This is a genomic window from Paenibacillus sp. H1-7 (assembly GCF_022354825.1).
Taxonomy (GTDB): Bacteria; Bacillota; Bacilli; order Paenibacillales; family NBRC-103111; genus Paenibacillus_S.
Window position 1 is genome coordinate 6439094 of sequence record NZ_CP031168.1, and the last position, 15197, is coordinate 6454290.

Here is a 15197-nt window from a genome sequence, read left to right on the forward strand (position 1 = left end):
GCCTCCTTTCTATTTGGCTCCGCTTGCGGATTTGGTTACCCGGGAGAAAATGTACAATACAAGCCCCAGGAAGATCAGTACGATAGCAAAGTAAATCCAGGCAAGGGCGCTAGATAATCCGTAGTTGGTCGTGTTGACTTTAGCAATGATCGGATTCGACGGAAACGTAAACAGGTCTACTACAGTGTAAATCAGGTTCAGCAAAATAAACGGAGTCAAACCAGGCAAAGTGATTTTCCAGAACGTCTCCCATGGATCGGCGCCATCAATCCTCGCCGCTTCATAAACCGAGGTGGAAATCGTTTGCCGTCCGGCAAGGAAGATCAAGATCTGCACACCCGAGTTCCATAGAATCAACACGAACGAGTTGATAATGGAGTTAAGCGGTGCCGCCCAAGTCTTAGGCAAGTAAGTATTAATGTATCCGCCGATTTCAAACTCTTGTACGAAAGCCAGCGTTCCTTCGCCCTGGGTTATAAATTCCTGAATGATTTGACCGGTAGAGAAGATAACCGGCAGGAAGAAGATAACCCGGAAAAACGAACGGCCAATAAACTTCTGATTGAGCAAAATCGCGATTAACAAGGAAAATACAACGATAACCGGAATCATAATTAAAGCCTGGCGCAAGAACGGAAGCAAATCGTTATACAGCAAGCCGCCATCGGCGAACAGGATCTCGCGGTAATATTGCAGTCCGACCGGCGTATATTCTACGCCGCCGGCTGTAATTTTGACCCGGTTGAAGCTCATGTAAAACGAGTACACCAGAGGAAAAGCGATAAATGCCAGAAATCCGATAACCCAAGGGGTTATAAACAGTGATCCTTCCACTTTGCGGAGAGCGGTGGAGCTCAATTTTAATTTACGCATTATTGGCTTCCCCCTCCTGCCACAACGGCAATGTCTTGCGCCGGAACGCTGATTTTACCGTCGCTGTAAGCCGTAGTGTTGTAGTTAATAATGACTTTCTTGCCGCCTTCATAAGTAACTTCCTTGACATTCGGAGCGATGGTACGGTGTCCGGTAATAAACTTGTTCTGTACGTCTCCTAATGCCTTGTTGTAACGCTGGTACTCCTCTACTGCTGTCGATTCCCAGTCATGCACGTTCATGCTGTAATAGTAGACGGAGTAAGCTCCTTTCATTTCCTCCGAAGGCGCGTTAGTGAAAATGAATGAAGGGCTTGCACCATATTCTATACTGCGAAGCATTTCCGTCTTATACTGATTGCGCAAATTCGCCCAGTTGGAGGAATAAGTGACCAATCCGTGAATGGCGATCTGATAGAACGGAATCGCTTCGTCAATGAACAAATCGTAAGAGAAATCGTCGTTGAAGCGGTGAATATGAGATATATTCTTCAATGTATACGCGTTTGCTCTTTCAACGCTGACATTTCCTAGCGTTTCTTTAGCTTCCTTCAGCATGTCCTGCTGAGTGCGCATCGTCTCCGTTCTAGTGGATGGATAACGAGTGTTGAAATCGCTGTTCAAGAAACGGCCGATCCCGTCCTCGAAGTGAACGCCGTCCGCACCGAGCTCTTTGAACTCCTTTAAATCCTTAGATAACGATTGGGCCGAGAACTCGGGGCTCATTAACGTTATTTTTTCCAGGTTGGAAAATTGCTCGAATTCCTGAAGTCTTCCCGCCAAGTTGCGCATACCGTCGTATCTAGGATTAAAGCCGTCGCGCTCATTGTTATTGTAAGTATAGTTGCCTCCAAGAAAGACAGGAACGTTCAACGTGTGAGCATACTGGATGAATTGCTTCATCCCCTCGTTGCCGCCGAGTCTTTTGTCTACAGGGAACAAGCCGCCGAACGAGCTGTAACCGCCCTTCTGCCATCCCAGATAGTTAACGGACATGTTCTCGATGCCAAGACCGTACAGTCTCTTCACCATTTCCATCGCTTCGGACGTCGTGGTTCCCGTCAAATATTTATCCCACAGCATGCCCTTCTTAATATCGGCACCGACAATATCGAGGAACATCGGAATTTTGTTCGATGTCACTTTCAGCTGCTGCAGCCCTTGGTCCTTCATTAAGTATTCGCGGTATTTGGACGCCATTCCGACATAGTCGGCTTTATCTTTTTCCAGCAAATAATATCGGGTGGAGCGTGCTTCCGAAGTGAACCGTTCTTTACTGTACGTGAAGAAGCCCGCATTTCCTTTCCGGCTCGTATTCTGGAAAAACTTGATCCGGTACTGCCACTCCGACGTCATCCAGTTGGAGATACCGAATGCCCCGGACGGGGAACCGAATACTTTGGAGTATTCTTCTCCGCCTGTCAGCACGGCGACGAATGCTTTATCGCCGGATTTCATTCCGTATACAGGGAAGGTGGCGTTGAGGCGCGCCGTTCTTTCCGCGTAGAACGAAATGTCGCTGCCATACATGTTCTCGCGATAAATCGACTTGTCGTTGATTGATTTTTGCTTGAAGCGAATCAATGCGCCGGAGCCGTCCGGTACGACCATATAGCCGTCCTGGCCGATAGAAGGCTCCGCTCCGAACATCGGATACAGCTTCAGGTTCAGCAAGCTCAGCTTGCCTTCCGTAATGCCGCTGTCGATGATTTTCGTTTCAATGTAATCATCCTTCACGTTCACTTCCACCGGGATTTTGAAGCCGGAGGTTTTGAAGTTAAACGTCAGCTTAAATCCGGTTGCTGTCGTTTGCAATCCCTCCACTGCGCCCTTGTCCTCGAGCAAGCTGGTCATTTTCGGCTGCGACTTGAAGTTAGCCGCATCGATATACTCCAGCATGATCGGAGAACGCAAGTTGTTGCGCCAAGTACCGGTAATCGTTTCTTGAGGCCATTGATCCGGATTCGGATATGAGCGCCAAATTTCGCCGTTCCGTTTATCTTCTACTTGAAAATGTCCCGTAGTGCTGTCCACAAGAAGCTTCAGCTTATCGCTTTGCGCAGCCAGCTTGAAGTTCGCATCGCTCGGGAGCTCAGCCTTCACCTTGTTAATATCCACAGGCTGAGCGGCCTGCTGGGCCGGAGCTTGAGCAGGTGCCTGTGCAGGTGCTTGCGTGTTGGCAGCCGGCTGAGCTGCGTTATCCGTCTTCGCCGATCCGGCAGCCGGTGGATCCGCCGCATTAATCGTTTGTACGGTTTGCGTAGCGATAAGCGATATGCTTAACGCCGCAGCCAATGTTGCAGAGAGGACTATTTTGTGCCGCTTACGTCTCATCGGATCGTCACCTCCTGATAGATCGAGAAGAAGAAGTCTTTCAGCTCACTGCTTAAGCCGAAGGTTATGAACACCAGAACGCCCAGCAGGGTCATCGTAACCAGTGACAGGAAAATGTTCATTGCCGTTTCCCCGACGCTGTAGTTCTGCATCGCTTGAACTTTCCAGAACATGAGCAGTCCGATCCAGACAACCATCGCTACCTGCAAGAAAGAGAAGATCGAATCTTCACTCAAGGTCATGATGTTGGAAATGAGCGTCAGAGGAAGACCTACAAGCGCCAGCGGGAACAGTGCGTAGGTGCTGCCGTAGGCAACATCCCGGAAACGTCCTTCACCGCGATAAATGGTACTGATCAAGTAGTTGGAAATGATCCATGCGAACCATAGAATCATAAATTGGAAAAATAAAGTGACCAGGTTCACATCCAATACGATGGTCGGGTTAAACGTAAAGCTCGTAAAGCCTTTATAGATACAGAACGAAATCAGAGCCAAAATCAGCATGATGAAGCTGCTTGCGAAGCTTCCTTTTCCTTCATAGCGAATAGCGCTAAATCCGTCGATCGGATGCTTCAATATATAGAACGCATGCTTCAGTTGAATAACCAGAGGAATTTGCGATCTGCGGCGGTTGCGCCATTTTTGACGGAACGCACTCTTCTTGGTTAACTTATTCAGCACCAGATAGCCGATAACTACAACCAAAAAGATATTCATCAGCATACCGAAGTTCTTCTGGAACCAGTTCAAGCGGATTTGCCAGAACGCATCGGAGTAACCTTGCGTTTGTCCGGCATCATAGAACAGCTTTTGTGCCGTTTCATAATCGCCTTTTTTGTATGCCGCTTTGGCAAGGCCGAGCATAGCCGGAGTATAATAAGCATTCAGGCGCAGCACTTCCTGCCATGGCTTTTCGCTCTCTTCGTAGCGACCTTCCTGAGTCAGCTGGTTCGCCTTGTGCACCAGCTCTCCGAACTCGGACAAACGGAACACTTGCACTACGTTGTTTTCCTCGTCAAGAATGAACAGGTTGTTCTTCGAGTTGGATGCGATGGCCGAAGGCGTCTTTACTACACCCAGCTTCGAGGCCGAAGCGCTCGTATCACCGGACCAGAAGAACAACAGGTTACCGTTCGCATCGTATTGGTTTACATACTTCAAGGTCGAGTCGATTGCGGTAATGTTCCCGTTGCGGTCTACCGTCAAGTCGTTAAGCTTCGGTGTCAGCTTATCTCTGCTCGGAAAGCGGACTTCCCCGAACGTCTTGATCTCCTCGCCTGTTGCAGAGGAATCATTGACCGTAGCCAATAAGTCTTTACCTGCGATATTAAGCTTCTTGATTTGCCCTTTGGTTACTTCTTTCGTTACTGTGTAAATAAAGCCGTTCTGGTCGATCGTTACGCTGCTGACCGAACCTGGCAGCTTACTGATCTCCCGCAAATACATTTCACGGGTATACAGCATCCGTTTCAAAGCGTCCATAACGGAAAATTCCGTTTTGTTGGCTCCGAAGAAGCTTTGGAAATTGCCTTCGGGATCCAGCTGCAGCAAGCCTTGGTAACCGCCTAGTGTAGCGATGTACAAGAAGCCCCGTTTGTCTACAGCAACCTTGATCGGATCGTATTTGAACGATTCAGGCAAAAACTTGGAATCCGGACGTTTAAACTCACGGATCAGCTTGCCGCTGTTGTCGAGCCGAATGACGCGCTTATTACCGGTGTCCGCAATGTAGATATCACCGTTTTTGTTGATAAATACGCCTTCCGGCTTCTTCATCGGGCTTTCCTTCACATCGATAATCCGTTTGAAATTACCTTTTTCATCGAGGTGAACGATCCGGTTGTTGCCGGAATCGGCAATATAGATATTATCTTTATCGTCAATGAAAATCCCTTTCGGCTGAACCAGCGGAGAATGCACCATTTTGCTCGGATCTTTCGGATCAGGAATGTAAATCTCGCGTCCCATAACTTCTACCGGAGTGTACGCGGACTGCGTCCAGACAAGCTGATCAAAGCCGTCCTTATAGTTCGTATCATACGGCACATAAGCCAGAGCCGTTATCGGCATCATCACGGATACAAGTATGGCCAGCAGTAAAAGGATAACCATCGGCCGGCGCCCTCTTGTTTTGACAATCATGGTTCTTCCTCCTTTCTCTATTATTTGATCCCGGAATGGGCCATCGTCTCTATGACTTTACCTTGGAATATAAGGAAAATGATCAGGTTCGGAACGAACATAACCATCGCAGCTGCTGCTGCGGCGCCTTGTCTCGCAACGTTGTTCGCCAAGTTGTTGGTCAGAGTGGACAGGAAGAACGGGAAGTTCTTCATCTCGTCGTCCTGCATGAACAACGTGGATGTTTCGACGTTGCCCCAGGAGCTCTGAAACGTCAGGATGGCAACCGTTGCAATTGCCGGCATAACAATAGGGATAACGATACGCAAGAACGTGTGTATTTCCGTCGCTCCATCCATCCTTGCGGCCTCCAGCAGCTCGTTAGGCAATTGATCCATAAACTGCTTAAGCAGAAACACCCCGACGGGCATTGCCAGAAGCGGCAAAAGATGGCCTAAATACGTGTTCATGATGCCCAGGTTGCTCGCTACAAGGTACCGTGGAATTTGTACGGCCTCTGGCGCAAACATGAGCGTCAATATTATAGTTGAGAACACAATTTTATGACCCGGAAACTTATGCTTCGATATCGGATACGCGCACAGCGCACTAACAATCGTTACGAGAACAACCGAACCTCCCGATATAACCAAGCTATTGAACAAATAGCGAGTAACAGGTACCGTCGAGCTGGAAGCTACCAGGAACAGCTCGACGAAGTTTTGGAACGAAGGCTCCCTAACAAAGATGTTAGGAGGATAAATAAAGAGCTCCTGATACGGCTTCAGCGCATGGTTAAATATAAAGATGAGCGGAAGCAGCATGAAGATGGAGAATAGGACAAGTAAAAATACGAGTACTTTTTGAAATGTGTCCATCGACTTTAATTTGGACTTTTTTCTCCAAGGATTGATATTTTTTAACCAGACCGCTGCGTTTTGCATTATTCATCCTCCTTGGAGCCGAACAATCCCCAGCAAAATTTATTCGACAAGTACATCAGGATAAGCAGGAATACGGAAATTGCCGCTGCATAACCCATCTCGAACCGGATAAATCCATAGTCGTCAATATGGTTAATGATGAGATGTCCCGAATACTGCGGAGTCGGCGTTTGTCCCGACAGCTCCACACCGATGGAACCCGCCTTAAAGGTCGAAACGATAGCCATAACAGCGCCAAATAGCATCTGCGGCTTCATCGAAGGAATCGTAATATACCAGATTTCCTGTAAACGGCTCTTCATGCCGTCAATGCGTCCTGCTTCATACAGCTCCGGATTGACGTTCAGAATACCGGCCATCATGGCAAGGAAGCCGACACCCATACTCGACCATAGCGTAACTACGATCATGGAATTCATCAAATATTTTTTGTCTGTAACCCACAGCAATGGCTCATCGAGAAAACCAATCTGCAGGAGTACGCTGTTCAAATAACCTAGACGGTCACCGGAAAGCAAAGGCAGCCATACGATCGACATCGCGATACCCATCGTAAGCGAAGGAGTATACATCGCCAGCGCAAACCATTTGCGTAATCTTGCCGGTAACTGGGTAATTAACCATGCAAGGAGAAAGGCCAGGACATAACCGCCCGGTCCGACGATAATCGCGAACTTGAACGTATTCGGCAATGCATATTTCAAAAAGGTCAAATCCTGTGAAATCAGGTTCTGAAAGTTCGTCCACCCAATAAACCGGGGCGGCTCGATGGCGTTAAAGTAGGTGAAGCTTAAGCCGATCGCCGCAACCACCGGTATTACGATAAAGGCAATGAAGCAAAACATGAACGGAGCAATAAACAAATACGATAAACGGTAAGACCAAATCTCTGACATGAGACTTCTCATTTTATCCGTCCATGTCAGTTTGACCGGAGAGCCCGTTTTCGTCGAAAGGCTTGCTTGGTTACTTAACATACGGATTCACCCCATCCCACGGCTTATCGACAACCGGCAGCTGCATGGTTTCAATCACGTTGCCATTCGCATCGATAAATCCGAATTCTTGCTGCTTACGCCTTAACTCCCTGTTAATATCCAATACGGTCATTTCCAGCGAGCTTCGGTAATTCATGCCGTCAACAACGGCCCGGTTCCAGGCATTATTGATTTCCCGACCTACGAAGTAACCGCCCGGCAGGTTCGGCATATCCTTGTACCATCTCCACTGCGACAAAATGACGTTAGCGTCATCTCGTTTCCAAGGAAGCTTGGAGAACGCTTCGACGTTAGCGGTATTCCAACGGAAGGCGATACCGTTAAACGCTTCAAGATCCGACCCGTAACGCTCTTGAGTATCGGCGGATGTCCACCATTTCATGAATTCCCATGCCTGGTCTTTCTTCTTGGAGGAGTTGAAAATAACTCCCGACGTCTGTCCGCCGCCGGACCAGCGAGCGATCGATCCGTCCGGTTGAACCGTGCCCGGAATTTGCGCGATGCCCCAGGAGCCGTTCAGCTCTGGCGCTGCCGCAGACAGCTGAATGTACATATTGTAGTCGGCAAAACCGATCGGCATCGTTCCCTTGCGGAAGTGCTGGTAGAAGCTGGATACGGAACGGTCCATAGCGTAGATGTTGAACAAATCCGTCCATTGCTTGAACGCCTTGAAGCCTTCCGGCTTATCGAGCGCCGTTTTCACGCCGTCCTTATCGAAGAACTCGGCTTTGTTCTGATAAATGAATGTCATGAACTCCGTAGGAGGCATGTAGAAGTTCATATAGTTTTGCTGCAGTGTAGGCAGCATATCGTAAACTTCATCCCAAGTGTTTGGAATCGCAAGTCCGAGACGGCTCAAAATATCTTTACGATAGTACAGCACGTGGAACGATTGCGTTTCCGGAAGCGCGTAGTACCCTTTGTTGTAATAGAACGGAAGCCAGGAGCCCGGGCTGTAACGATTGTACACTTCTTTGAAGTCAGGGAATTTCGAAAGATCGTAAACGCTGTTACGTATTGCATAGTCAACCGGCAAGTCTTGGGTTAACCCCAATGCGATGTCAGGCTGCAATCCGGCAGCGTTCGACAAAACAAGCAGCTGAGCATTTGGAAGCAGGTTTACTTTTACTTGTATACCGGTTTCCGGAGTAAACATTTCATCCGAAAGCTCCTGCAGCTGCGTTACATAGTCACGACCGCGTTGAACCCATACGTTCAGCACTTTGTCGTCCATGTCGCTCAAACGGTTTTTCGATTGGAACGAATAGAAGAAGTTAACGACCATTCCTTTCATCTTGGAAATGAAGGAGGCTTCCATATTCGTAATATCCTTCTCTGCCGGAGCGATATAAATTTCGTCCAGCTGAAGCGGCTGCTGAACCAATGTTTCAATGAATTTGCTGACCTTCTCGTTCATGGAAGTAATCGTATCCATGTGATAAGGAATGTCGTCTACTTTCGACAAGAGCTCTTCGATATCCCGGATCGACGTATTGATGCTTTCGCTTACGTTATCTTTACGTCCGTTCACCTGCAGCACTTGCTCGGACAGCTTTTGCATCTTTTCCGATACGGTAGCTAGCCGCTTCGGCAGATCCGGCATATCCTGAGCGATCTTCCAGGTACGGTTTTTGTCGTCTTGTCCGCCTGTGAGTGACTTCAAGTCCTGATCGATTCCCATGAGAATATCGGTAATTTCCTCAATTCCCAGAATCACCGGCTTAAACGGCGAATGGGTGACGGACATCGTCAGCGTATGTTGTCCCTTTTCCAGGTAAAACTCGTAAGGTTTGCCCTGATCGTCCGACAATACAACGCCTTCCCAGCCTGTAGAATAAGGGAATCGGTATTGCAGCATTTCCTGGAACGGCACTTTTCCGTCAATCGCAATACGGCGGAACGATGCTTTTTGCGAAATCGTATTTTGCAGCGCCCGCATTCCGAATTTGTACTTGCCTGATTCAGGAACGTCGATGGTCCAGGTCACTTCCTGGTTTTGATCGTACCACTTTTTACCGCCGATGCTGTTAAACGTAATTCTGCCCTTCGCTAATGGCACCGATCTTTGATCCGTATCGGAAACCATCTGAATCGCGGAGTCGCTCTTCGATTTCACATCCTCGGCTTGCAGCGTGGCAACCTCAGCTGTAACCGGCTTCGATTGCGGATAAGCGGCCGCAACGTCCTTGTACGGCTTAAGCTTCGTTTGCGGTACCAGCTTGATGGATTCCAGAGCTACCGGCTCGAAGCCTTGGAGACGCAGCGTGTGCGATCCTTTGCTGAAGTACCATTGAAGCGGCTCGGAGTAAGCTCCCGCGGAGTCAATCAGCGGCTTGACCGACCATCCCGAAATGTCTTCGGATTTCGGACGGATGTCGTTGCCGTCGATATCCTTCTTAATCGGACGGGCATCCTTCCACTCACGGTACAGCGTAATGGAGGAAGCTTCGCGGAACGGGTGCGCTCCGTCCAGCTTCACAGCCCAGTTAATCGGACGGCGAAGTCCTTGGCCGGTAAACGGACGGTAAGAGACGTGAATTTCGTACAATCCGTCTGCAGGCACGTCGATCTGGTATTCAACCCAGCTCTCACGCGGGCTGTTCCAGATCAGAACGTTGTTCTTGCCTTCGTAATTGCCTACTTTCGCCACGGACTCATCGGATTTTTGCGATGTCTTCGCTGCGCTGATTTCGATCGGAGCGGCTCCATCCTTAATCCCTTTATCCTTCCAGCCTTTCAACACGTTGGCATAGTACGGCTCGAATTCCGCCGCCTTAACCACCTGACGCTGATTCGTCTGACCGGACGCGGGTGCTGCGGCATTGGTTTGAGGCGCAGCCGGCTTGGACGTATCGGCCGCGCTGGCCGATTGCTGCGGAAGCGTCGGAAAGCCGGTGCTGGTCAAACCTAGCGCTCCGATAAGAAGCACTGCAAGAAAGCGGTTTCGTATGCGTTTCCATTTGACAGCTTGCAAATTGTTCACTCCTTTCCCATATGACATTGTTAATCCATGATTCGTTCGCCGGTTTCATTATAGAAGAACAGGGCTTTCGACATATCGACGGCCACCTGAACTTTATCTTCCTCATCATAGTGGTAACGCGGATTGACACGGACAACCAGCATCCGATCCTGTCCAATATCCAGGTGCAGGTACCGGTCGGCTCCCATCAGCTCGCTCAGCTTGTGTGTTCCCGGGATAATCGCGTTCGGGAACGCTTGGAATACCATTTCCTCCAGGCTGATGTTCTCCGGTCTGATGCCCAGCGTAACCACCTTATTAACTTGCTTGTTCTTGATCAAAGCATGCGCCCGGCCTTCCGGAATCGCAAGGGCAAACCGCTGCGTATGGAATTCAAGCTTCCCGGTGGCGTTCTCGGTGATGCGCCCTTCGATAAAGTTCATCGGAGGAGAACCGATAAAGCTCGCAACGAAGGTGTTCGCCGGATTCGTGTAGATCGTTTCTGGAGTGTCCACCTGCTGGATGATACCGTCTTTCATAACAACGATTCTGTCGCCCATCGTCATTGCTTCGATCTGGTCATGCGTAACGTAAATCATCGTAACGCCCAAGGTCTTGTGAAGCTTAATAATTTCCGTTCTCATCTGCACGCGCAGCTTCGCGTCCAAGTTGGAGAGCGGCTCATCCATCAAGAATACTTGCGGATTACGCACGATCGCGCGTCCCAAGGCAACACGCTGGCGCTGACCGCCGGACAGCTGCTTCGGCTTGCGGCTCAAATACTGCTCGATTTCCAATACTCTTGCCGCCCTCTTTACAGCCAAATCGATTTCGTGCTTAGGCAGCTTGCGCAAACGAAGTCCAAACGCGATATTTTCGTAAACGCTCATGTTAGGGTAAAGAGCATAGTTCTGGAACACCATCGCGATGTCCCGGTCTTTCGGAGGCAAATCGTTCACCAGCGTATCGCCGATGTAGATCTCTCCTTCGGAGATGTCCTCCAGGCCGGCTATCATCCTTAGTGTCGTCGACTTCCCACAGCCGGACGGTCCGACAAAGACCAAAAACTCCTTATCTTTGATTTCCAAATGGAAATCCTTCACGACCGGATGCTTATCTTTCCCATATCGCTTATAGAGATGATTGATAAGAATTCTCGCCATATTCCCGCCTCCACGCGCAAATTTACTTAATCTTAGAAATCATTGTAATGAATTCCGTGTGAAGATAGTGTGAATAATTGTGTGAAGAGCTGCCATTACGGCATGCTTTTCCATATTCCGACAATGTTTTACTATTGAAAATGGAAAGAAGTTCAGCGATTCCAAAGTAAAATAGTCCATGAATCTTAAGGCAATTCTTCATTTTTATTTGAGAACGACTGTGCTATTGTCTAATCTGTTGGAAATTTACGACAACTGCAGGGAGGGATTGCATGGATGCGTCCGCTCAAAATCCGGCCGAGCCGGCCGAGAAGAAAAAGCTGGTCCAACGGTACTTAACGTTTTTGAAGCCTTACCGCTTTACGCTTTTGCTCATTCTTTCGCTCGGCATACTGCAATTTGCCGTGCCGATGATCGGGCCCTGGATGACGAAAATTTTGATCGACGAAGTGCTCCCTCAGAAGGAAAGCTTCTGGACGCTTGGAAAAGCGGTCACCTTTCTCGGCGCCGTGTATGCTTTCGGCATCTGGATCAACTTCTTGCGAAATACCATCACGTTCCGCCTAGGCAACCGGATGGTATACGATATTCGCCATCAGCTGTACCAGCATATGCAGAAGCTGTCGCAGCGCTTTTACGACAACCGGCAGGTGGGAAGCATCGTAACGAGGATTATGAACGATGTGAACGGCGCCCAGAACCTGGTCAACGGCGGCATCATCAATCTCATCATCGATCTGTTTCTCGTCTTTTTCGCCGGCTTCATGCTGTTCAAGCTGAACTGGCAGCTGGCGCTGCTCTCTTTGTGGCTCCTGCCTTTGTATTATTTAACTTTTACGAACATGAATGTGCGCATACGGCTGTCCTGGCGGTCCGTCCACCGTCAGATGGAGCGAATTCACGGCGTGCTGGTCGAGAAAATATCGGGGATGAAGGTCGTTCAATCGTTCAATCAGGAAAAAACAGAGATGGAACGCTTTGAAAAGCAGGCCAAAAATCATATTTCCCACGCCAACAAAGCGCAGCTCCTGGCCAACTCCTTGGGGCGCATCAGCCAAACGTTCACACAGACGGGCGGCTTGATCATATGGTTCACCGGAGGCTTGCTTGTACTCAAGGGAGAGCTGACCATCGGGTCTCTCGTCGCCTTTCAGGCTTATCTCGGACAGCTGTACGGACCGATTCAGCGGTTTGCCGAAGCCAACGTGACGATTCAGAACTCCATGAGCAACATCGAGAGGATCTTTGAAGTGTTCGACATCGAGCCCGAGATTACGGTCAAGGAAAATCCGGTGCCGCTCAAGCATTGCAAGGGGAGCGTCGTTTTCGACAACGTCTCCTTCACTTATGTGTCCGAACGCCCGGAAGAGATGAAAACGCCCGGCAAAAAATACGATCCGGATTTGGTCGATATGGCCGAGCCCGCCAAAAAGTTTTACATCATTCCGCCCAAAACGAAGATGGATCCTCCGCCGATGATCAAGGAAACGCGGGTGGCGCTAAGCGACATCAGCTTCACCGTCCGCCCAGGCGACGTCGTTGCTCTTGTAGGTCCGAGCGGCGCCGGCAAATCGACGCTCATCAACCTGATCCCACGGTTTTACGACCCGAATCAAGGGGATGTGTACCTCGACGGAATCAATCTTAAGGATTACGATCTGTTCGATGTGCGCATGCAAATAGCTCTTGTCCTTCAAGACAATATGCTGTTCTCGGGAACGATCTACGAGAACATCGCCTACGGAAATCCGGCCGCAGACATGAAGCTTGTGGAGCAAGCCGCCAAAGCCGCGAATGCGCACGGGTTTATTTCCGAAATGGAGCTGGGATACGATACGGTCGTCGGCGAACGGGGCGTCAGGCTGTCCGGAGGCCAGAAGCAGCGGATCGCCATCGCAAGGGCGCTGCTCAAAAATCCGCGCATCCTCATCCTGGACGAAGCGACATCCGCGCTGGATGCGGAATCCGAGGCGCTGGTCACCGAAGCGCTGGAGCATTTGATGAAGGACCGCACGACCTTCATTATCGCCCACAGGCTGGCTACCGTTGTCCGGGCGAACCAGATCCTTGTTTTCGATCAAGGCCGAATCGTCGAGAGAGGCACGCATCAAGAGCTGCTTCAGCAAGGCGGCCTATACCGCGAATTATATGAGAAGCAGCTGAAGGCCATGCGTCCCGACGAACTAAAAAGCCTCAGCTTCGGGACTTAATAGTTCAATCCATATCGAAACGTAATTACAGAGGAGAGAAGCACCTATACAGGTACTTCTCTCTTTTTTTTTCGTTGTGCCGCAACTCATGAGTAATGGATAAAAAGTTCTGAACTTTAGCCATCGTTGAACTTCCGGCAAATCGTTTACAATACTTTGAAAGCGTTCTTATTTTTGTAGCTCAGACTCGTGAAACGCTAAAATCATTTAAAGGGGCGAACGTCATTGAAAACAAACCGTTTCAAAAAGACATCTATCGTTCTAACATGTGCAGCGATCATGCTTTCTGGTTGTAACGCCGGTGGTTCAGGTACCTCGGGAACTGGCAGCGCTAAAGACAACAAGACTGAACAGGCCGATATTCCGAAAGCGCTTACAGGACCAGTTACCGTCAAGTTTGCAACAAGTCAGGGAATTTTCAGCGACACGGAATTTAAAAAGTACATCGCCGAGCCTGTCGCCAAGAAATATCCCAATATTTCCGTCGAATATATCAACACGTCGGAGAAGGGCTTCAGTCTGAACGAGCTGATCGCGGCCGGGACCATTCCCGACATTGTCGTTGGCTACGGGTCGACGCTCAAGCAGCTGATCGACCTGAAATTGCTATATAACATGGATCCGATTATCAAACAGAACAAATTCGATACGAACCGGGTCATTCCGGAAATGCTGGAATATATCAAAGTCAACGGCAGCTCCGACTATTTGGGAGCTCTTCCTGTGTATAACAATGCTTTCGGGCTGTTTTACAATAAAGCGCTGTTCGATAAATTCGCGGTGCCTTATCCGAAGGACGGTATGACCTGGGAAGAGGTCGGCGATCTCGGCAAAAAAATTACTAGGAATTACGACGGCATCCAGTACCGCGGATTTTTCCCCGACGGGGTCAACCGGATGATCAACCAAATCACCTTGTATCAGCTGGATAAAGACAACAAGGCTATCATCACAACCGATCCCTGGAAAAAAGCGTTCGAGCTGTGGGACAGCATCTACAACTACCCGGGCAACTCCGATGCTCCGTATAACACGATCAACTTCGGCAATAACCAGGCCGCCTTTATCAAGGGCGAGCTGGGTATGATCACCGGCTACAGCAGCACCTTGAACGCTCTTCGCCAAGCGCCGGACATGAACTGGGACGTCGTAACCTATCCTCAGCACCGCGATAAAATGGGCTACAGCACGAATGTCGACACTCCGAACTTGTCCATAACCGAGCAAAGCCCGAATAAGCAGGCGGCCTTCCTCGTTATCGAAACCGCCCTGTCGGATGAAGTGCAGCTGGATTTGGCACGTAACGGTAAAATGTCCGTTCTGAAGAACGACAAGGTAGTGCAGGAATACGGGCGAGGGATTCCCGAATTCGCCAACAAAACATTGAACTTAAGCAGCATCGTTAAGCTGAAGCCGTCCGTCCCCCGCACGTCTAAGTATCAGGGCAGCGACACGAACAAAGCGATCATCGATGCCTATGAAGCAGTACTCAAGAAAGAGAAAGACATCAACTCCGCCCTGCGCGATGCGAATGAAGAAATCAACAAGATCGTCGAAGCGAAAATCAAAGCGCAATGATGTCTCCCCTGCT

Annotated in this window: 9 protein-coding genes; 2 read left to right on the forward strand and 7 right to left on the reverse strand. The window is 49.4% G+C overall.

All coding sequences use genetic code 11. The features are described from left to right. Nucleotides 1-9: 9 nt before the first annotated feature. The 7 genes from DVH26_RS28455 to DVH26_RS28485 are packed head-to-tail and all read right to left on the reverse strand — an operon-like array spanning nt 10 to nt 11396. The gene (locus DVH26_RS28455) at nt 10-876 is read right to left on the reverse strand and encodes a carbohydrate ABC transporter permease (RefSeq protein WP_239635517.1); all 867 of its coding nucleotides are present in this window, start codon (nt 874-876) and stop codon (nt 10-12) included. Further along, nucleotides 873-3206 carry a DUF5696 domain-containing protein gene (locus DVH26_RS28460; protein ID WP_239628064.1) on the reverse strand — a complete coding sequence of 778 codons (2334 nt, stop codon included), beginning with the start codon at nt 3204-3206 and terminating at the stop codon, nt 873-875. The genes DVH26_RS28455 and DVH26_RS28460 overlap by 4 nt, the downstream gene beginning before the upstream one ends. After that, on the reverse strand, nt 3203-5350 hold the full coding sequence (locus DVH26_RS28465; RefSeq protein WP_239628065.1) for an SMP-30/gluconolactonase/LRE family protein: 2148 nt from the start codon (nt 5348-5350) through the stop codon (nt 3203-3205). Before DVH26_RS28465 ends, DVH26_RS28460 begins: the two co-directional genes overlap by 4 nt. A gap of 20 nt (nt 5351-5370) precedes the next feature. Then, nucleotides 5371-6273 (reverse strand): carbohydrate ABC transporter permease, encoded by a 903-nt coding sequence (locus tag DVH26_RS28470; RefSeq protein ID WP_239628067.1) that lies wholly within the window; start codon nt 6271-6273, stop codon nt 5371-5373. Next, complete coding sequence (locus DVH26_RS28475) at nt 6273-7181, reverse strand: carbohydrate ABC transporter permease (RefSeq protein ID WP_379454924.1); 909 nt, start codon at nt 7179-7181, stop codon at nt 6273-6275. Before DVH26_RS28475 ends, DVH26_RS28470 begins: the two co-directional genes overlap by 1 nt. Nucleotides 7182-7239: 58 nt before the next feature. Continuing rightward, complete coding sequence (locus DVH26_RS28480; protein WP_481857551.1) at nt 7240-10254, reverse strand: extracellular solute-binding protein; 3015 nt, start codon at nt 10252-10254, stop codon at nt 7240-7242. A gap of 20 nt (nt 10255-10274) precedes the next feature. Then, nucleotides 10275-11396, reverse strand: coding sequence for an ABC transporter ATP-binding protein (locus DVH26_RS28485; RefSeq protein WP_239628074.1), 1122 nt, complete (start codon nt 11394-11396; stop codon nt 10275-10277). A gap of 272 nt (nt 11397-11668) precedes the next feature. On the opposite strand from DVH26_RS28485, the gene DVH26_RS28490 reads away from it, so the two are divergent. Both DVH26_RS28490 and DVH26_RS28495 read left to right on the forward strand, forming a co-directional pair. Beyond that, a complete protein-coding gene (locus tag DVH26_RS28490) occupies nt 11669-13606 on the forward strand; it encodes an ABC transporter ATP-binding protein (protein WP_239628076.1) in 1938 nt (645 codons plus the stop codon). A gap of 225 nt (nt 13607-13831) precedes the next feature. Beyond that, complete coding sequence (locus DVH26_RS28495) at nt 13832-15184, forward strand: ABC transporter substrate-binding protein (RefSeq protein WP_239628077.1); 1353 nt, start codon at nt 13832-13834, stop codon at nt 15182-15184. Nucleotides 15185-15197 lie beyond the last annotated feature (13 nt).

What these genes read in the sequence shown, in the direction of transcription:
- DVH26_RS28470 (WP_239628067.1), bottom strand. Translation starts at nt 6,273, where the DNA reads ATGCAAAACGCAGCGGTCTGGTTAAAAAATATCAATCCTTGGAGAAAA.
- DVH26_RS28490 (WP_239628076.1), top strand. Translation starts at nt 11,669, where the DNA reads ATGGATGCGTCCGCTCAAAATCCGGCCGAGCCGGCCGAGAAGAAAAAG.
- DVH26_RS28475 (WP_379454924.1), bottom strand. Translation starts at nt 7,181, where the DNA reads ATGAGAAGTCTCATGTCAGAGATTTGGTCTTACCGTTTATCGTATTTG.
- DVH26_RS28465 (WP_239628065.1), bottom strand. Translation starts at nt 5,350, where the DNA reads ATGATTGTCAAAACAAGAGGGCGCCGGCCGATGGTTATCCTTTTACTG.
- DVH26_RS28460 (WP_239628064.1), bottom strand. Translation starts at nt 3,206, where the DNA reads ATGAGACGTAAGCGGCACAAAATAGTCCTCTCTGCAACATTGGCTGCG.
- DVH26_RS28485 (WP_239628074.1), bottom strand. Translation starts at nt 11,396, where the DNA reads ATGGCGAGAATTCTTATCAATCATCTCTATAAGCGATATGGGAAAGAT.